The organism is Streptomyces sp. NBC_00510 (assembly GCA_036013505.1).
Taxonomy (GTDB): domain Bacteria; phylum Actinomycetota; class Actinomycetes; order Streptomycetales; family Streptomycetaceae; genus Actinacidiphila.
This window is the reverse complement of the sequence record CP107851.1, coordinates 618,839-637,085: the sequence shown is the minus strand read 5'-3', so window position 1 is coordinate 637,085 and position 18,247 is coordinate 618,839. Positions and strand designations below refer to the sequence as shown.

The 18,247-nt window shown below is 69.1% G+C and carries 16 protein-coding genes; 8 read left to right on the top strand and 8 right to left on the bottom strand.

Annotation, left to right across the window (positions count from 1 at the left end; all coding sequences use genetic code 11):
* Positions 1-17: 17 nt before the first annotated feature.
* Together OG937_02955 and OG937_02950 are read left to right on the top strand one after the other, a co-directional pair.
* A complete protein-coding gene (locus tag OG937_02955) occupies positions 18-773 on the top strand; it encodes a helix-turn-helix domain-containing protein (protein WUD70712.1) in 756 nt (251 codons plus the stop codon).
* Between the two features lie 379 nt (positions 774-1,152).
* The gene (locus tag OG937_02950; GenBank protein ID WUD70711.1) at positions 1,153-1,929 is read left to right on the top strand and encodes a DUF427 domain-containing protein; all 777 of its coding nucleotides are present in this window, start codon (positions 1,153-1,155) and stop codon (positions 1,927-1,929) included.
* A gap of 194 nt (positions 1,930-2,123) precedes the next feature.
* On the opposite strand, the gene OG937_02945 is transcribed toward OG937_02950, so the two are convergent.
* On the bottom strand, positions 2,124-2,723 hold the full coding sequence (locus tag OG937_02945) for a hypothetical protein (GenBank protein ID WUD70710.1): 600 nt from the start codon (positions 2,721-2,723) through the stop codon (positions 2,124-2,126).
* 592 nt (positions 2,724-3,315) lie between these two features.
* A complete protein-coding gene (locus OG937_02940; protein ID WUD78611.1) occupies positions 3,316-3,825 on the bottom strand; it encodes an NUDIX domain-containing protein in 510 nt (169 codons plus the stop codon).
* Between the two features lie 627 nt (positions 3,826-4,452).
* Here OG937_02940 and OG937_02935 point away from each other — a divergent pair.
* Together OG937_02935 and OG937_02930 are read left to right on the top strand one after the other, a co-directional pair.
* Positions 4,453-9,102: a family 78 glycoside hydrolase catalytic domain gene (locus OG937_02935; GenBank protein WUD70709.1), complete on the top strand. Its 4,650-nt coding sequence runs from the start codon at positions 4,453-4,455 to the stop codon at positions 9,100-9,102.
* Positions 9,103-9,393: 291 nt separating this feature from the next.
* On the top strand, positions 9,394-9,849 hold the full coding sequence (locus OG937_02930) for an NUDIX domain-containing protein (GenBank protein ID WUD70708.1): 456 nt from the start codon (positions 9,394-9,396) through the stop codon (positions 9,847-9,849).
* Between the two features lie 722 nt (positions 9,850-10,571).
* Here OG937_02930 and OG937_02925 read toward each other — a convergent pair.
* Positions 10,572-11,180 (bottom strand): ABATE domain-containing protein, encoded by a 609-nt coding sequence (locus OG937_02925; GenBank protein ID WUD70707.1) that lies wholly within the window; start codon positions 11,178-11,180, stop codon positions 10,572-10,574.
* 96 nt (positions 11,181-11,276) lie between these two features.
* Between OG937_02925 and OG937_02920 the strand changes: the two genes are divergently transcribed.
* Positions 11,277-12,074: an MBL fold metallo-hydrolase gene (locus OG937_02920; GenBank protein WUD70706.1), complete on the top strand. Its 798-nt coding sequence runs from the start codon at positions 11,277-11,279 to the stop codon at positions 12,072-12,074.
* A gap of 39 nt (positions 12,075-12,113) precedes the next feature.
* Here OG937_02920 and OG937_02915 read toward each other — a convergent pair whose 3' ends face one another.
* The 3 genes from OG937_02915 to OG937_02905 all read right to left on the bottom strand — a co-directional run bounded on the left by OG937_02915 (position 12,114) and on the right by OG937_02905 (position 14,995).
* Positions 12,114-12,854, bottom strand: coding sequence for an alpha/beta fold hydrolase (locus tag OG937_02915; protein ID WUD70705.1), 741 nt, complete (start codon positions 12,852-12,854; stop codon positions 12,114-12,116).
* 559 nt (positions 12,855-13,413) lie between these two features.
* A complete protein-coding gene (locus OG937_02910) occupies positions 13,414-14,322 on the bottom strand; it encodes a condensation domain-containing protein (GenBank protein ID WUD70704.1) in 909 nt (302 codons plus the stop codon).
* A 460-nt stretch (positions 14,323-14,782) separates the two neighbouring features.
* Positions 14,783-14,995, bottom strand: a complete 213-nt coding sequence (locus OG937_02905; protein ID WUD70703.1) for an MbtH family protein — start codon at positions 14,993-14,995, stop codon at positions 14,783-14,785.
* Positions 14,996-15,236: 241 nt separating this feature from the next.
* Here OG937_02905 and OG937_02900 point away from each other — a divergent pair, with 241 nt between their 5' ends.
* The 3 genes from OG937_02900 (at position 15,237) to OG937_02890 (ending at position 16,526) form a co-directional block, all read left to right on the top strand.
* A complete protein-coding gene (locus OG937_02900) occupies positions 15,237-15,437 on the top strand; it encodes a hypothetical protein (protein WUD70702.1) in 201 nt (66 codons plus the stop codon).
* 229 nt (positions 15,438-15,666) lie between these two features.
* Positions 15,667-15,858 (top strand): hypothetical protein, encoded by a 192-nt coding sequence (locus tag OG937_02895; protein WUD70701.1) that lies wholly within the window; start codon positions 15,667-15,669, stop codon positions 15,856-15,858.
* Between the two features lie 230 nt (positions 15,859-16,088).
* Positions 16,089-16,526, top strand: coding sequence for a DUF4259 domain-containing protein (locus tag OG937_02890; protein WUD70700.1), 438 nt, complete (start codon positions 16,089-16,091; stop codon positions 16,524-16,526).
* A gap of 35 nt (positions 16,527-16,561) precedes the next feature.
* Here OG937_02890 and OG937_02885 read toward each other — a convergent pair whose 3' ends face one another.
* Positions 16,562-17,545, bottom strand: a complete 984-nt coding sequence (locus tag OG937_02885) for a HEAT repeat domain-containing protein (protein WUD70699.1) — start codon at positions 17,543-17,545, stop codon at positions 16,562-16,564.
* Positions 17,546-17,825: 280 nt separating this feature from the next.
* Complete coding sequence (locus OG937_02880; protein WUD70698.1) at positions 17,826-18,116, bottom strand: hypothetical protein; 291 nt, start codon at positions 18,114-18,116, stop codon at positions 17,826-17,828.
* Between the last annotated feature and the right edge of the window lie 131 nt (positions 18,117-18,247).

Sequence of the window (18,247 nt, the reverse complement as noted above, 5' to 3'; positions counted from 1 at the left end):
CACCGAGGGAGACCGCGATGCCGGGCGGCAGGCTCACCCAGACCGAACGTCAGCAGATCGCGCTGGGACTGGCCGACAGCCTCCCCTACGCAGAAATCGCCCGGCGTCTGGACCGTCCGACGTCGACGGTCACGCGGGAAGTGATGCGCAACGGCGGCCCCACCGCCTACCGCGCCGACCTGGCCCACCGGGCCACCGAGCGCCGTGCCCACCGGCGCAGGCCCGCCTCGGCGCGGGGGGCGCAGCCGGGTCTTCAGCCGCACGGGCGGGATGCGGAGGCGGTGGCGGAGTATGAGGAGACGTTCACCACCGTGCTGATGGGTTCGGGCCTGAGCAAGATGTCGGCCCGGGTGCTGACGTGTCTGTTCACCACCGATGCGGGCAGCCTGACCGCGTCGGAACTCGCGCAGCGCCTGCAGGTCAGTCCGGCGTCCATCTCCAAGGCCATCGCGTTCCTGGAGAGCCAGAGCCTGGTGCGCCGGGAGCGTGACGAGCGCCGCCGGGACCGCTACGTCGTCGATGACGAGCTGTTCTACCAGGCGACGATCGCCAGCGCCCGGGCCAACGACCAGCTGGTGGCGACCGCACGTCAGGGTGTTGCCGTTCTCGGCTCTGACACGCCTGCCGCTGCCCGGCTGGAGAACATCGCCCGGTTCCTGGACTTCATCAGCGAAAGCATCACCCGTGCCGCCGAGCAGGCCCGCGAGGTCCTTCACACCAAGCCCGGCACCAGCTCGAACGACGCCGTCCCGCCGCGTCCGGACCACGGGTAGACAGCCCTCTGGGTGGTCAGCTGTGTACGGCTCCGCACCCCACACCTGCCGCTTCGAGCCAGACCCTCCGGGGGCTTGTCACGTTTGCAGTGCATCGCCGGTCTGTCCTCGAGAGGACGTGCGTGGCTGCTGCTTGTCCGGAGGGCGGTTGCGCCGCCTGTGGGCGGGGCCGCCTCCGTGACGGTAGGGGATGTGGGGAGGTGCGAGGTGGTGTCACCAGCACAGGACACGACTACGACCACGGTCGTGGGGTGGGTGGCGGGGCCGGTCCGGCCTCTGCCCGCTCCGGTGGATACGGGCACCGTGCCGGGCGGCGTCCGCCGCGGGCCGCGAGCGGCGGGTGGCATGCAAGACGAACGAGAGAACCGAGGTCGGCACTATGGCAAGTGAGAGTGTTGCGCATCCGAGCCTGATTGTCCCGGTGGGGCATGTGGAGCCGGTGCCGCGCAGGGTCCGGGGCGTGGTGGGAAGCAGCGTGGTGTTCGACACGCGTCGTGCGCTGTACGTGTGGGAGTGGCGGGCCTACCCGCAGTTCAGCATCCCGGTGGAGGACCTGGTCGACGGCGTGCTCGTCGATGAGCATCACACGGAGCATCACGGTGCCGGTCCCGCACGCCGGCATGCGCTGCGGGTGGGTTCGCAGGTCCGCGAGGGCGCGGCGTGGGTGTGGGACGAGGGTAGCCCCGGGCCGTTGCGCGGCACGGTGCGGTTCGAGTGGGAGGCGCTGGACTCCTGGTTCGAGGAGGACGAGCCGGTATTCGTCCACCCGCGGAGTCCGTATTCGCGGGTGGACGCTCTGCGTTCGTCCAGCAGTGTGCGGGTGGAGCTGGACGGGGTGGTGCTGGCCGAGGCGCCCAATTGCGTGAAGTTGTTCGAGACCGGCCTGCCGACCCGCTACTACGTGGAGCGCATGTACGTCGACTGGGCCCGGCTGCAGGCTTCGGAAACGGTATCGCGATGCCCCTACAAGGGGACCACGAGCGGCTACTGGTCCTTCGACAGCGACGGTGACCCGCAGCCGGACATCGCCTGGGCGTACGACTTCCCGACCATTCAGGCCAACCGCATCGCGGGCCTGGTCGCGTTCTACAACGAGCACGTCGACCTGTACGTCGACGGCGCCCTGCTGCCCAGGCCCGCGGCCCTCACCCCCTGAGCCTTCGGGCGGCCCGGCCGTCCGGGCCGCCCCACACGGCACGTGCCCTGTTCCCGATGCGGGCCAGGAGGGCAGGCCCTGGTCCCATCTGAAACCGGGATGGGCGCGGCGCCTGGTGTGTTGGGTGCGGCGGGGCCCCCTCCGGTGTGGAGGGGGCGTGGTGCCGCCGGCGTCCGGGGTGGGCCGTCGCCGGTTCAGATGGTGGGTGTCTCGTCGACGTGTTCCTGGTGGAGTTCGAGGACGAACTTCCAGCCGGCGCTGGCTTCCATGAACCGCACCCGGGTGGGGTAGATGTCCAGGGCGCGGCGGTCCCGGTTCTGGCCGGTCGTGCCCTTGCGCCCGCGGGCGGGCTCTTCGAACAGGTCGACCTTGACGTCCGGCACCGCGACGACTTCCTCGTTCCAGCGCTGGACGATTCCCGCGCCGAACGCCTCCCGTGCGGCGGCGTAGAGCGATTCGAGGGATGCGGTGTTGCCGCCGGGCACGAAGAGGGCGAGGTTCAGCAGGACGCCGGCACTGGCCAGGACCTCGATTTCCTCCCCTGCCTCGTCGGCAACCCATATCCCAGGCTGCTCGGCGTCGTCGGGGAGGATGTGGACTTCCTCGCCGAAAACCGTCCTTGCGGTGAAGGATCCGCCCTCGAAATTCTTGCCCGACTTCGTGAGAGATGCCGGCGCGTAGCAGCCGAGGGGGAGATCATCCATGGCTGCCGAGACGAAGATCTCGTCCTTGAGGCCCAGTTCTGAGACCTCCTCGGCCGTCAGACGCCGGGCCGTAACCTTGCTGGTGTTCACAGTCTTTCCCTTTCTTCGTATAGCTCCACCGGGAGTTCGGCAGTCTGCTGCTCGCGGCTGGGCCGCGGCCTGTCGGCTGCCCCGGTGGTGACTACGCGTCACGTAGCGTAAGTGGTGGGCGCGTCGTGTGACGTCGCCACCCCCGGAAAAGATCCCAGAAGCCTCCGGCTCCCCACGATCGGGGCATGCAGCCTGTTCAGGGACGCGTCGTCTTCCGCGGCAGCGCGGTTTGCAGGGGGAGCCACGCGCGGTGAGTGTAGTGCGGGGGACTGACAGCGCAGCGGCGTGGGCGCCAGCCGGCGTCAGCGCGACAACGGCTGCCGCCGAAGTCCCCTGCCGGTGCGGGGATAGCCGCCCCTTGTCGGCCCGGAGGTGCCGGTGCTTCAGTTTCCCTCCGCGTACCGGGTCTGCCGGCCGCGGCTGTCACCCGTGTTCACCCGGTACGTCTGCCTTATGTGGAATCAGGCGGGTCTAGTCTGCCGTCATGGCCCCCGATCCCGTGGGGCAAGTTCCCCACTGTCGCGGAGCATCAACTGGCCAACCAGTGGCCGCAGTTCACAGCAAACATCGGTCGGGCTCCCACTGACCCAGCTCATGAGCACCGTTCCTGCGCAGAAGCCGGAGCGGCACGACAAGCGAGATATCGATCGAAAACCGCCTGGCTATCAGGAGTGAAGGTCCACTGCTGCAGAGCCCGCCGCAGCTCGGACTCAGTCAGCCACCCGTGCCAGGTCACCTCTTCCGGATCAGGGGCGACGATCTGCGGAAGCACGGCGTCACAGACCGCAAGCCAGTGAGGGCTGAGCCCGCCCCGGTTGAGGAACTTGAACCGAAGGCGCGCTGTCGCCCGCACTCCCAGCTCCTCGCTGAGCTCACGGGCAGCTGCCTGCTCATAGGACTCCCCGACTCCCGCAGCACCCCCGACCCCGAGTTCATAGTGCCCTGGGAAACGGGACAGGTGCTCGGCCCGCCGATGGACGAGAAAACGGCCTTGCCCATCGTGGCACACCACCACGCCAACCCGGTGCAGCCAGCCCTCCCGAACGGCGTCCCACCGACTGACCACCCCCAGCACACGGTCCTGAACGTCAACACGTTCCACGAGTTCATCCACGACACGCACGATCGCAGAACCCACTGACACCCGCCCGGAATGACCGGACCGTCACTCAGTCAGCGAACAGTCAGACCGGCCCCACCCCACCGAACGAAGGATCACGCCCTGTCACAATTCTCAATAACTTGCCGACTGGCAGACCTGGCCGGGCCGCATCGCCACAACCTCGCCCACTGCCTCAAGGTACGCCCGGTCACCGGTCAGTTCGCGGCGGGCACCCAGGATTTTGGCGCTGAGCCCGGGCCGGTCGGCCAAGTGAGGTGGAGGCCTGCCGCATCCCGAGTGGCCGGTCGGCCCGCCGGGTTTCCAGGGCGGGCCTGCCAGGTGCTGTGCTGCGCTGGTGTACATCGACGCCCGCGAACGAGCCCGTCCGGACCGGGCTGCCTCCCCGACGGCAGGACTTCGTAGACCTGCCTCGGCGTGAGCGACGGGCTCGTTGGCCGGGTGACCGGGCCAACCCGCTGCCGCGTGGCTGCGATGGCCCCGTCGACTTAAACCGATTCATTGATCTCTCGAATCTGTCCCATCAAATCTGTCCAACCCGTTGCCATGGGGGGTGATGGCCGCCAGGGTGTGATTGAAGCGTTTCAGTACCCTTCTTGAGGAGCGCCCGTGCGTCAGCAGATCGCCGCGGTGGTCGCTGCATCAGTCCTCGTCGCGGTGGCACCCGCGACGGCGACGGCAGCGAGTCCACCCACCGCCTCCACCGCCCCCGCCGCCGCTGCAACGAGCGTCGGCGATCTGACGGTCAACGCCCTTGACGACCCGCTCGGCATCCCGTTGGCGGCGCCCACCCTCGGCTGGCAACTCGACTCCGAGCGCCGCGGCGTCACGCAGCGGGCCTACGAGATACACGTCGCCACTTCGGCCGACCGCCTCGACCACCCCGACGTCTGGAACAGCGGCAAGGTCACCTCCCGTCAGTCGGTCGACGTCCGCTACGGCGGCCCCGCGCTGAAGCCGCAGACCGACTACGTCTGGTCCGTCCGCGTATGGGACGACCGGGGCATCGCCTCCAAGTGGAGCGCGCCCGCCACGTTCGGCACCGCTCTGGGCGACCGGCCGTGGACCGCCGCGTGGATCGGTGCGGACACACCGGCGCTGGGTGCCAAGTGGACCGACTACACCATCAAGTTCACCGCCTCCGACATCAACGGGGCGCTCGGCGTCTACTTCCGCGGTCAGGACACCGAGAACGCCTACATGTGGCAGATCAGCGACGCCGATGACGCGCTGCGCCCGCACGTCAAACGCAACAGCAACTACTCCGTCCTCAAGGCGACACCGTTCCCGGCCGGGTTCGACTTCGCCGCCGAGCACGACTATGCGATCGCCGTCGACGGCGACACGATCACCACCACCGTCGACGGCAAGCAGCTCGACCAGCGCACCGATGCGACGTTCGGCGGCCCCGGCACGATGGGCTTCCGCACCAGCGGCGCGGAGCGCGGTCTGGTCCGCGACGTCACGGTCACCAGCGACGACGGCACCGTCCTGGTCGACACCGCCTTCCCGGCGGGCGACCGCACCTTCGCGTCCGGCACCGTGACCGCCGGCGGCCTGCGCGTCGACAGCGCGGGCGGCGAGGCCTGGCTGCGCCGCGACGAGCCTGTCCCGCTGCTGCGCAAGGAGTTCGATCTCGGCGCCAAGAAGGTCGCCCGGGCACGCGTCTACGCATCGGCACGCGGCGTGTACGAACTGCGGCTCAACGGCACGCGGGTGGGCAACGCCGAACTCGCACCCGGCCTGACGGCGTACGACAAACACATCGACTACCAGACCTACGACGTGACCCGGCAGGTCCGCGCCGGCGCCAACGTGCTCGGCGCCGAGGTCGCACCGGGCTGGTACAGCGGCAAGGTCGCCATGTTCGGCACCGACGTCTACGGCAAGGACAACTCGGTGATCGCCGAGATGCTGGTCGAGTTCACCGACGGCACCAGCACCACCGTCCGTACCGACGGCACCTGGACCACCACCGGCGGTCCGACCCGCGAGGCCGACCTGCTCGACGGCGAGTCCTACGACGCACGGGTGGCCAAGCAGGTCGGCGGCTGGGACAAGTCCGGCTTCGACGACGCGAACTGGGCCACGGCGCACGTCCGCGACGAGCCGACGACCGTACTCGAACCACAGACCGCGGTCGACGTACGGGTCACCCAGGAGCTCAGGACCGCGAAGCGGATCGACTCGCCGACCGACGGCGTCTACCTCTACGACCTCGGGCAGAACATGGTCGGCCACGTACGCCTCACCCTCAAGGGCAAGCCGGGCCGGACGGTGAAGATCCGGCACGGCGAGGTGCTCAACCCCGACGGCACGCTCTACACCGCGAACCTGCGCACCGCGAAGGCGACCGACTACTACACCTTCGCCACCGACCAGCCGGAGACGTTCGAGCCGTCGTTCACCTTCCACGGCTTCCGGTACGTCGAGATATCCGGCGTCGACGAGGCCCCCGCGGCCAAGGACCTGGTCGGTGTCGTCGTCGGCACCGACGGTGACCTCACCAGCAGCCTCGACACCAACTCCGACCTGGTCGACCAACTGCACAGCAACATCGTCTGGGGCATGCGCGGCAACTTCCTGTCGATCCCCACGGACACCCCGGCGCGCGACGAGCGGATGGGCTGGACCGGTGACATCAACGTCTTCGCCCGCACCGCCGTCTACAACATGGACGCACAGTCCTTCCTGACCAAGTGGCTGCAGGACCTGCGGGACACCCAGCGGCCCAACGGTTCGCTGCCCGGCGTCGCCCCCGTGGTCCCCGGCCGCTTCGACGGCGGCTACGAGTCGGCCGGCTGGATGGACTCCGGCGTGCACGTGCCGTGGACGGTGTGGCAGGCGTACGGCGACACCAACGTCATCCGCGAGAACTACGACATGATGAAGGGTTACGTCGACTTCCTCGACGCCGACTCCACCGGCCACATCCGCTCCGCAGGCGGCTACCTCGACTGGCTCAACCTCGACGACGCGACCCCGGCCGACGTGCTCGACACCGCGTTCGTCGCCAAGAGCACACGTGAGTTCGCGCAGATGGCGGCCGCCATCGGCCGAGACGGCGACGCGGCGGCGTACCAGCAGCGCTACGAGGCGATCAGGTCGGCGTACCAGTCGGCGTTCATCGGCGCCGACGGCACCGTGAAGGGCGACAGCCAGACCTCGTACATCCTGACCCTGACCAACGACCTCGCCCCCGCCGACCGGCGCGACGCGGTCGTCGCCAAGTTCGTCAAGACCCTCGAGCGCCGCGACTACCACCTGTCGACCGGCTTCCTCGGCGTCGACGGACTGCTGCCGGCGCTCACGAAGGCGGGCCGCTCCGACATCGCCTACCGGCTGCTGCAGCACAAGGACTACCCGTCCTGGGGCTACGAGATCGGGAAGGGCGCGACCACCGTCTGGGAGCGGTGGAACTCCATCAACCCCGACGGAACCTTCAACGACGTGGGGATGAACTCGTTCAACCACTACGCGTACGGCGCGGTCGGCGAGTGGATGTACGGCACCATGGCGGGCGTCTCGGCCGCTGAGCCGGGCTACCGCAAGGTACTCATCGCCCCCGAGCCCGGTGAGGGCATCGACCACGTCGACTTCGGCCACCAGACGCCGTACGGCACGGTGCGCAGCGCGTGGAGCACGACCAGCGGGACGATGAAGCTCGACGTCACCGTGCCGGCGAACACCACCGCCCAGGTGCGCATCCCGGCGGCGAACCGCTGGGCGGTCACCGAGGGCGGCACGCCGATCAGCGAGGTCGACGACGTGAGATACGTCGAGCAGGCCGACGGGGACGTGGTGCTGGAGGTCGGCTCGGGGCGCTATGCGTTCGCGGTCGACCCGGTGCTCGGGGACCTGGGGGAGGCCCGGGCGCAGGCAGCGTCGTTCTCCGACGGTGTCGACGCGCTGCAGGTGCGCGGTGCCGGCAAGATCGCCAAGGGTCACCTGCAGGTGCGCACCGCCCTGATGCGGACCGAGCTCGCAGCCGCCTGGCGCCTGCAGAGCGAGGGCGCGGACGAGCGGCTGACCGCCGCCGCGGTGCACCGTGCGCTCGCCGGTGTGGCGGACCTCGACCGATGGACGCGGACGTACGCCGAGCAGGGCACGATCGACAAGACGGCGGCCACGGCGTTGCGTGATGCGCTGACCGGCATCGAGCAAACCCTGTCGCGGGCATCGTCGCGCCTGGTCGGCGCAGTCGCCACCCTGGAGGTGCCGGCCGACGAGATCCTCCCGGGCGATGTCGTCCGCGTGACGGTGGCGTTGAAGAACACCGGCAAGCGGCCGCTGACCGGCGTCGATTCGTCCCTGCAGGCACCCAGCGGCTGGACGGTGAAGCCGGTAGGCCGGCACGCGTCCACCACGGGTGCGGGCACTACGCTCAAGCACGCCTACGACGTCACGGTGGCGACCGACGCGCAGGCGTCCATGGCTGACCTCACCGGCTCGGTGTCCTACCAGTACGCGGGAGGAACGGCGACGCTCCCGGTGTCGGCGGGCCTGCCGGTCGCCCCCGGCGTCGCCATCGACGGTGTGTCCACCACGCCTGACCCGGCCGGCCCGGGTGAGGAGGCCACCGTCGCCACCGTGCTGACCAACCGCACCGATGTGGTGCAGTCCGGCAAGCTCACGCTCGCCCTCCCTGACGGCTGGCCGACGCCGAACCCGGTCGGCTACCAACTGAACCCGGGGGAGAAGAGGACGGTCCAAGCCGTCGTGACGGTGCCGCTCACCGTCGTCGGCCAGGCGGCCACGGTCACCGTGGGGACCGGCTCGACGCCGGCGGAGCAGGCGACCGGCACGATCGCGGTCTCGCTGCCCACCCCGCCCGCGCAGTCGAGCGACCACGTCGACCTCGGTGACGGGCCGTCGGAGTCCGCCCACCGGCTGACGGCGTCGGAGCACTCGGGAACGAACATCGAGGCCGGGCTGACACGGCGCTACACCCACTCCTCCTACCCGGGCGGCTGGTTGGAGTTCGACGCCGCCGTACCCACCAGCGGTCGCTTCGTGGTCCGCATCGTCGAGACCTTCGACGGTGCCCGGCGCAAGACCTATGACGTCCAGGTAGACGGCAAGGTGGTGCACAGCGTCGACCTGAGGCGAAGCGAGGGCGGCCAGGGCACCGTCACCCACCAGTTCGTGGTCGACCCCTCCGCCGGAACGTCCGACGGCACCGTGCGGCTCCGCTTCCAGGACACCGGCGCCGACTACGACCCCTCGATCGCCGACGTGTGGGTGATGCCGGCCGACTGATGTAGCCCGCGACACCTCGTGTGCCTGAGCACCCCCGCGCCGGGGTGCTCAGGCACACGACCCGCGGCACGGGTGATCTCTGGACCTGGCCGAAATGGCTGACTGAGGGGTTTGCCGGGGCGTGGCAGGCCGCTGTCGAGGGGCGCCGTCACGACACACGCGGCCGGGCCGGGAGGGGGGTCTGCGGCGTACACGGCCGACGTAGCCACATGTTTGGAAGGCCACCCTTCCATGCGCGATCGTGGCCCTTACGCGGGACGCATTGGCGGCCCAGCTCCCGAGAGGCATGGCGTGAAGCGCATCATCGCTGGACTGTGGCGGATCATCCGGGGGCCCCTGCAGTGGCGGGTCCTGTGGCTGACGAACAGCAAATACATGGTCGGCGTGACCGGCGTTGTCCGCGACGCCGAGGGCCGCGTGCTGCTGTTGCGCCACCGCCTGTGGCCCGAAGACCGCCAATGGGGCCTGCCCACCGGCTACGCCAAAGCAGGTGAGGACTTCCGCGACACCGTCGCCCGCGAGGTACGTGAGGAGACCGGCCTGGACGTCAAGGCCGGCGAGGTGGTCCACCTCAAGAGCGGCTACAAGCTGCGCGTGGAGGTGGCGTATGCCGCCGAGCTCGTCGGCGGCTCCCTGGAGCTCGACTCGTTTGAAGTCCTGGAGGCCAAGTGGGTATCGCCGAACGACCTGCCACCAGGATTGCAGGAGTCGCATCGACTCCTGATCCAGGGCCGGCCCCACGGCTGACTCGCCCGGTCGAGCGTAGCCCGGCGATTGCTCGCCCCGTACGAACGCCTGACTGGCACCTGTGATGCGGCCCGGCTGCTCGAACCGCTGACCGTGTGACGTACGACGCCGGAAACCCTCACCGAGCATCAGCCAGCCGTCATGTTCGTCCCCTTGCCGTGCGTTCTGCGGCGGAGGAGGCGATCGGCCTTGACTTTGAGCTCGTCAGGCCGGAGTGGCGGCCCGACAGGCCGTGGTCGCGGTCGCGGCTTCGGTGTGCGCGGGCGGGGGCGGCGAGTTGGCGGATCCCCGAACGCGCTGCCGGGCGAGGGAGCTCTGGGACGATCATTACTGCCTGTGCGGCAGCTCCTCCAGCGGCGTGACGTTGCGCCCGCCGCGTGTCCCGGGCAGCCCCCGCACCAATTGGTCGATGAAGTGCTCGTAGTGCAGGCCGGCGTCCGAAAGGTGGAGGTCCTCACCGGCTGCGTGGCCGTCGGTGAGGAGGACTTCCGGTTGCCGAGCACGATCGGTGACGGGCTGCCGTGCTCCAGGTTGAGAACGTTGCCGTCGACGCGGAGGTCGCCGTCGATGACGTATCCGGTGACCGCGCCGTCGATTCCCTCGTACTCGGGCCGACCACCGGCGTTGATCCAGGGATTCTGGTGGCTGGATGCCGTCCGCGTCGGACGCGGGAGCGGCGTGAGGGTCCGGCATGGGCCCGGGGTGGGGGCTTGGAGGGCGCGTCAGCCCGAGGCGCTGTTGCGCCGGGCGTAGGCACGGGCGGCGCGGGCGCGGTCGCCGCAGCGGATGGAGCACCAGTGGCGCCGGCCGTGGGTGCGCATGAGGAACCGGTCGCAGGGGGCGGAGCCGCAGGCGGCGAGGATGCCGGCGTCGGGACCGGTGAGCAGGTCGGCGGCGTCGGCGGCCAGGGTCGCCAGTGCGTGGTTGACGGCCCGGTCGGTGGGGTGTGCCTGGATGCGGCGCAGGCCCTGGGCCCCGTCCCAGGCGAGGAGGGGAGCGGTGGGTACGGCCGTGAGTGCCTCGTTCACCGCGCGCAGGGAGTCTTCGGGCGGGGTGGTGCTGTCGACGCGGGCGGCGAACAGGGCGCGTACGTGTGCGCGAAGCGTGCGCATCCGCTGTGCGCACACCTCGTACAGCTGCACGTCCGGGGTGGCCAGGTCGTGGGCGACGAGCCAGTGCATGGCGGATCCGGGGGTGGCGAGCAGGTCGTAGCTCTGGCCTGCGGGCAGGGTCGCGGCGGTGTCGGCGAAGTCCAGGGAGCGGTACTGGTCGGCACCTGGAGCTGGGGGCAGAGCGGTCTGCGCTGTGTCGGTGGCCAGGGTGTCGTCCATGGTTCTCATGGTAGCGGTTGCATTTTTCCGTGAAGCCTGCTTAGCCTGGTGTCACGTTAAATGCAGATCTTTTGCGTGAGGAATCAGGGAGACGTGATGTCCCAGCTCAATGCCGATCAGTTCCCGGTCCGCACGTACGGCGGCCCGACCGCCCTGTTCGAGTACGGCGGCCTGCGGTTCTTGACCGACCCGACGTTCGACGGCCCCGGCGACTACGGCCGGCCCGGCCGCCCGGTCCTGACCAAGACCGCCCCCTCCACCGGCACCCCCGCCGACCTCGGCCCCATCGACGTGGTCCTGCTCTCGCACGACGAGCACCCCGACAACCTGGACACCTCCGGCCGTGCCCTGCTCGCCGACGTCCCCCTCACGCTGACCACCCCCAGCGGAGGCGAGCGCCTGGGGCAGAAGGCCAAGGGCTTGGCCGACTGGGAGACGGTCGAGTTGGAGCGCCCGGGCGGCGGCACTGTCACCGTCACCGGTGTCCCCGCCATCCACGGCCCCGGCCCGCGCGAGGAGGTCGAGCCCTTCACCGGCCAGGTCGTCGGTTTCGTCCTGACCGGAGAGGGCCTTCCCACGGTCTACGTCAGCGGCGACAACGCATCCCTTGGCGCCGTCAAGGAGATCGCCGAGCGCTTCGCCCCGGTGGACACCGCGATCCTGTTCGCCGGCGCACCTCGTTTTCCCATGCTTTTCGACGGCAATCTGATCGTCCTGGACAGCGCGCAGGCCGCCGAGGCCACCCGGATCCTCGACGCCCGCCGTGTCGTCCCGGTTCACCACGACAGCTGGGCCCACTTCACCGAGGGCCGCGAGGACCTGGAGACCGCCTTTACCGCCGCGGGCCTGGCCGACCGCCTGGACCAGGACTGGGCGCAGCGCTCCTCGGCCTGAACCGCCGCCCGGAACCGAGACTCATGCCTGTTCCGCGCGTCAGCCCTGGTCCGGGTGCGGTGCGTTCGTGTCGAGGCGGGCGAACAGGTCGGCGACCAGGGGTGCCGCGTGCTGTTCGAGGTAGAAGTGCCCGCCGGGGAAGGAGCGTGTGGCGAAGCCCGACCGGGTCACCACGGACCAGGCGTTCACCGCGTCCTCGTCGACGTGCTCGTCCTGGTCGCCGTAGTAGGCGACGACTGGAACGGCCAGAGTCGGCAGCGGGACCGAGGCCTCGTACGCGTCGAGGAGCCGGTAGTCGGCCCGGATCATCGGAAGGAACAGCTCCCGGAGCTCCGGGTTGGCGAGCACCTCCGCGTTGGTGCCGCTCATGGCGACCAGTTCCTCGACCAGTTCCTCGTCGCTCGCGTCGGCGAGATTCCGGGACCGCATCTTCTCCGGCCCGGGCCGACCCGAGACGAACAAGGCCTCGAGTCCGGTCGCGACGGGAGCCGCCGTCAGGCGTGCCGCGACTTCGAATGCCACGGAAGCGCCCATGCTGTGGCCGAAGAACACCAGCGGACTGCCGGTGAGCTTCGCGCATGCCTGAGCGATCGGCTCGGCGAGCTCCTCCATGCGCTGGGCCGGCGGTTCGGCAAAGCGGTCCTCCCGCCCCGGGTATCTGACGGCCAGCAGTTCGACATCGTCGGGAACCAGTCCGGCCCAGGAACGGAAGAAGCTGGCCGACCCTCCCGCGTGCGGGAAGCAGATGAGTCGCAGGCGTGGGGCGCGGCAGTTCCGCACCTGTCGGAACCAGGGGTGAAGCGACGTCCCACTGGCCGGGCGGTGCATCACGTCTCTTCTCTTCTCTGTTGTCGGCGTCGGGGGCTCCGATTGTCCCGAAGCAGTCAGGGACGATTCCGCGAAGGCTCCGGCGAGCGTGCCGTCGGGTGGTTCGCCGCGTCCTCATGAGCCGGAGGCCGTGGCCCATGCAGCGGGGGGCTTCGGTCCTTCCGCCACTCTTTGCGGTCGGGACGGCACCGACCAGCTGATGCGCGGTGGGTTGGGGAAGGTGCCGAGCACCGCCGGTGTGGCGCGCCGGATCTCCTTGGCCGGCCGTTCCTGCGGAGTGTGCGGACCAGTTCTGCCGTCAGATCTCACGCCGGAAGCCGATGAAGGCTAGCACGTCGTTCAGGGTGGGATCGAAGTGCGGTGCGGCCTGTCACTTGGCGTTCCGTCATGTCGCGACGTGAGACCTGAGTACCGGTGAGAGCCCCAAAGGTTGGGGCACAATAGACCTGCCGATGATCTTGCGCTCACCGGAGTGTTGCATTTGGTGAAAAGATGAACGAACCATTGAGCTTCAATTGCGACCCGGCCGCATGCCCGCCGTGATGCGCATATGCAGCGGCAGCACCTGGGCCATGCTCGCCACCGACCCCTGCACACGCGATCCCTTGCGCGCCGTGACGGTCAGTCCCAGCACGACGTCCTGCACCTGCGCCACCCGCTGCACGTACAGCCCGGCGGCTCCGATCAGCAGGGCGGGCAGAGCGACGCCCGACGCGCGGGCCACCTGTCGAAGCGACTGAGCGACCTCAGCCGACACCACGGCGGTCCGGCGGTGAGAATGATGAGACGCCGACGCCGTCCGCGAGGCCAGGGTCACGACCTCAGGCGCGTCCCCCATCCGCTCCGCCCAGTACGCCCGGTCCTGCGCGAACTGCTCGCTCCCGCGGTACGACTCATCGTCGGCCACGATCTCCTCGAGGGTCGCGAACGGCGTGAACGGGCAGTCTCGTCCCTCCTCGAGGGCGGTGTAGATCTCCGTCACCCGGTTCAGCCACACCCCGTACCCGACGGCGTCCACCGCGATGTGATGGGCCCGCAGATACACCACGGTCCTGTCCTCGCGCACCAGGAGCGCGGTGAAGGTGATGATTCCGCCGTGTTCGAGATCGGCGGGGCGGGCGGCGTCGGCACGCATCCACGCCTCAGCGGCCGCCACCGGCTCGGACTCCTCCCGCAGGTCGATCACGGGCAACCGGTAGTCAGGCAGGGGTTCGGCCACCTGCCACGGCCCATCGTCGCCCTGCCCGAACCGCCGATGCGACAACTCGGCCTCGGCCAGCGCCTGGCCGAACGCCTTCTCCAGCAAGCCGAGCTGCAGAGGGCCGGCGATGTCCAGGTATTCCACCATGTTCTGGGCCGGGCTCTCCGGATCCAGTGCCTGGGCGTACCAGATGCCCTTTTGAGCCGCGGTCAGGGCCATCTTGGCATGGTTAGGCATTTTGCATACCCCGTGTACTTGATATCCAGCGAGAAAACGGCGCAAAATCTTGTGCTGCGCGGACTCGGCATCCGTCAGCGACAGAAGTGGCCGACGCATCCTGTTTCGGCTCTCGGAGGTCCGGCCGCGAGCGCGGTGTCATGCTGGACCCACCCGGGTGGCGACCAGCGAAGCTTTAATAACCGTCTGCGAAGATGTGGTGAGTTCTCGCTGATATCAGAAGAACGAGTCTCCGCTGCCTTGAATCCGGCCTGGGTGAACAGTTCGGCGCCCGTACGGGTCACCTGTGGTCTACGTTCAGTCCCCGGGCGGCGGACCGGGGAGCCGCCTCAGAGCTCGGAGGGCGGCGAAGCTGTGAAGCGCGTGCGACGGACCCTGCCCGGGGCTGCTCGGCCCCGAGTGCGGTCCGCTGCGATTCAACGGACCGCACATCCTGGGGCGTTCAGTTGCCGCCCATGGCATCGACCAGGCTCTTGGGCCGCATGTCGGTCCAAGAGCGCTCGACGTAGTCCAGGCAGTCCTGTCGTGCAGCCTCGCCGAATGCGATATCCCAGCCCTTGGGGACATCGACAGAGCTCGGCCAAAGCGAGTGTTGCTTCTCCGCATTGACCAGCACCAGGTAAGTGGCTTCCTGGTCCTCGAACGGGTTCGTCATGTCTGGTGCTTCCTGATGCTCGTTCAAATTACCCGTGCTTTACCGAACTTTACTCAGCGGAATGTAGCGATCGCAAGCAAACATGGAGTTACCTCCGGCCAGCACCGGGATGATCTCGTGGTTGCAGGTGACAGTGGATCCGCATTGTCGTCTGGGTGCGGCGGGCCCTGACTGAGCTGCTGGCGCCGGATCGCGGACCGGCGAGTTCCGGTGCGGATTGCGGGGGTTCAGGCCGGCGGCGATGTCGGTGCGCGTGCGGGTGCCGGGCGCGCATGCCTCCGCTCATCCCAGGCACTTGATCGACGGTCACCGGGACTACGTTCTGGACCGGATCGACCGGATCGACCGGATCGACCGGATCGACCGGCTGCCGGGGGGCGCGGAGGCGGTAGTGCTGGCGCTGCGGGCGTATGCGGGGGAGTGGTATGCCGGGACGGCCTGATCTCCCTGGCGAACCGACGGGACCGGGCAGTGCTCTGACCGGGAAGGTACGCGGGTTGGCGGGTCACCATCCCCGCTCGAAGGCAGTACCGAGGTGACGGTGCCGCAGCTTCCCCAAGCTGCCTGAGGACCGATCATGACTCCGTGGTGTCAAGCATCGTCGTTCAGTCCACCGATCTGCTGCGGGCAAGTGCGCCCACGATCCGGGTCGGACGGTTGTCGTCGACCTCTTGCAGCAAGGGCCCGATCACGAGGACGGCGAGGTCATCTCCGACGACGGCAAGGTCTACAGATCCACCCTCTTCTACGACCGCGAAGCAGCGCATGGTGCGCGCACCGCCTCGCTGCGCAACTGGACCGACGTCACCGACTCGCGGCAGATCGGGTTTCTCGGCAATCGAACAGCCGGCGCCCTCGCCTGACAGTCCCGTCGTGACCGTTGAGCCGCCCGCCACCCAACGACGCTGAACGGTCAGCTTCTGCTGCACAGTCCCAGCGCCCAGCACCCGGCGACAGCAGCAGCGACGGCGACGGGCACGGAGCGCGCCAGCACGCAACGGTGCTCCTGCGCCGCAAGCGGGTACAGGTTGTCTCCCGGCCTCGCTGTCGGTGGCCAGTGCGACGATCTCCAGACGGCCACGCGAGGAGAGATATGGGCACCTGGGACATCGGCCCCTTCGACAACGACACCGCCGCCGACTTCGGGGGTGACCTTGACGAGGCAGCATGGGAAGAACGCGTATCCGTGATCCGCGGCGCACTCAAACGCGCAGCCGATCCTGCGGACTACCTGGATACCTCCGACGGCGAGCGAGCGGTGGCCGCTGCCGCCTTGGTCGTCGCACAGCACCCTGACGGCGAGCCGGCGTGTTCGAACTACGGACCATCAGAGCCGCTACCGGAGTTGCCCGCGGACCTACGAACGCTCGCCGTCGACGCTCTGGACCACGTGCTCTCCGAGCTGTCCGAACTCGCCGAGCTGTGGGCCGAAGCTGTGAACGGCTCGAAGTGGCGCCAGGACGTCACCCGTCTTCGCGACGTCCTTGACCCTCCGATCGCGCCGCAAGCGGAGGTCCTCTTCGAGGTCTAACCGGTCACCCACAGTCACGGACGGCAGAAGTTGAGTCAGAACTCGAGTTGGGCGCGGAGTGCCTTTGCTGCTGTTTCGCGCACGGTCGGATTTGTGTCGTTGGTTAGTTGGGCTAGCAGCGGACGTGCGGGCGGCCAGTGCGGCAGACTGGCGGCGAGGACATCCGCGACTGCGGCGCGTACCCACCAGTCCGGGTCGTCCGTCCTGGACCGCAGGGCATCGAGCGACACACCCAGGCTGCCAAGGCCGCGGGCGGCCCCGGCCCGCACGGACGGTTCGGAGTCGGCGAGCAGTTCACGCAGGGCGGCAGCCGCGGCCGGGGCGCGATCGGAATTCGCGGCCCTGCGGCCGACCGCCTCGCCCAGCACCGAACGGACGTACCAGGCGGGATCGGAGGTAAGTGGAACCAGGTGATCGACGGCCGCCGAAGGGGCGGACCAGGCCAGCAGAAGCACGGCATCGTGCCGGACCCAGGGGTCCGGATCCTGCAAGGCCGTGACCACAAGCTCATATGTCTGTGCGTTGTTTTTCACGCTCGGCAGTGAGTTGAGGGCGGTCCGTCGGATCGTCGGATCGGGGTCGGCCAGCGCCTCGCGCAGCAACCCCATGTCGGGCGTCTCGAACACGTCGCGGAGCGCCCACAGCGCGGCTCTGCGCAAATCGGGATCGTCACCGGCGAGCGCCGGGAGGATGACGGCCCGGCACTCGGCCCGATCGGCTCGCATGACAGCGCTCAACGCCATGCCCAGTTGTTCCCCGTCATCGTCGTCCTCGCTGCGCAGCGCGCCGGCGTAGACCCGCAGGAGCAGCGGGAACGCTTCGGCCCCGGAGAGTCCGGCCAAGACATGTGCCATCAGGTCCCGGCCGTACCAGTTGCGCTCGCGCGCGTAGCTTTCCAGCGCGGCCTGCACGGACGCTGCCGCCGAGCGATCACCGCTTACGGCCAACTCCCGCACGAGCGGCCACGGATCACCATCCAGCGTGCCGTCGGCGTACCGGAACAGTTCGGTTAGTGTCACCTGGACCCCCTACCCCGAGGTGAGGCGTGGACCAGGGACCTGTTCCCGCCGGTCCAACGCCCGCATGGCGGGGGTCAGCGTACGCCCGTCGTCACCGGCCCGCACCGCCTCGATCAGGCGCTGTCGAGGGGCGCCGTCACGGCACAGGCGGCGGGGCCGGGAAGGGGAGTGTAGAAAGACGGCCCTGAACCGCTTCGGGTCTGATGGAGGCTAGATTCGCTTAGAGGACGGGTCGGGGTCCGTCCGTCCCCCCACCTTCTGGAGCGGCCGAGGAATCCGGTCAGGTCAGCGTGCTGGGCATCAGCTTGGCGTATCTGGCCGGATGGCGGCGTTGCGCGGCGATCAGGTTGGCTGTGACGAGCCAGTGTTGCGCGCCCGGCGGGAGGTCGGCCCGTACGGGGTGGGCGGGCTCAAGGTCTACCTGCCGGGGGCGTTGGGCCTGGCGGTACTGGACGAACGTGACTACGACAACGCCGCCACGCATCTTGAGTAGGCGTTCGGCGACGCCATCCAGCACGGTGTGGGCAATCCCGGTGTGGTGCCGGTCGCCACGGATCTGGCCGAGGCGCATCTGCGGGGAGGCAACCCGCGGCAGGCTGGGAGGTGGTCGCCTGGTTACAGACCGCTGCCCCGGCACACTGGTCTGGCCTGGCCGGCGGCCGCTTCGGCCCGGTGCACGGGGATGCTGCCGAGACCGTGGAT

What these genes read in the sequence shown, in the direction of transcription:
- OG937_02955 (WUD70712.1), top strand. Translation starts at nt 18, where the DNA reads ATGCCGGGCGGCAGGCTCACCCAGACCGAACGTCAGCAGATCGCGCTG.
- OG937_02950 (WUD70711.1), top strand. Translation starts at nt 1,153, where the DNA reads ATGGCAAGTGAGAGTGTTGCGCATCCGAGCCTGATTGTCCCGGTGGGG.
- OG937_02925 (WUD70707.1), bottom strand. Translation starts at nt 11,180, where the DNA reads ATGGACGACACCCTGGCCACCGACACAGCGCAGACCGCTCTGCCCCCA.
- OG937_02920 (WUD70706.1), top strand. Translation starts at nt 11,277, where the DNA reads ATGTCCCAGCTCAATGCCGATCAGTTCCCGGTCCGCACGTACGGCGGC.
- OG937_02910 (WUD70704.1), bottom strand. Translation starts at nt 14,322, where the DNA reads ATGGCCCTGACCGCGGCTCAAAAGGGCATCTGGTACGCCCAGGCACTG.
- OG937_02905 (WUD70703.1), bottom strand. Translation starts at nt 14,995, where the DNA reads ATGACGAACCCGTTCGAGGACCAGGAAGCCACTTACCTGGTGCTGGTC.
- OG937_02900 (WUD70702.1), top strand. Translation starts at nt 15,237, where the DNA reads ATGTCGGTGCGCGTGCGGGTGCCGGGCGCGCATGCCTCCGCTCATCCC.
- OG937_02890 (WUD70700.1), top strand. Translation starts at nt 16,089, where the DNA reads ATGGGCACCTGGGACATCGGCCCCTTCGACAACGACACCGCCGCCGAC.
- OG937_02880 (WUD70698.1), bottom strand. Translation starts at nt 18,116, where the DNA reads ATGCGCCTCGGCCAGATCCGTGGCGACCGGCACCACACCGGGATTGCC.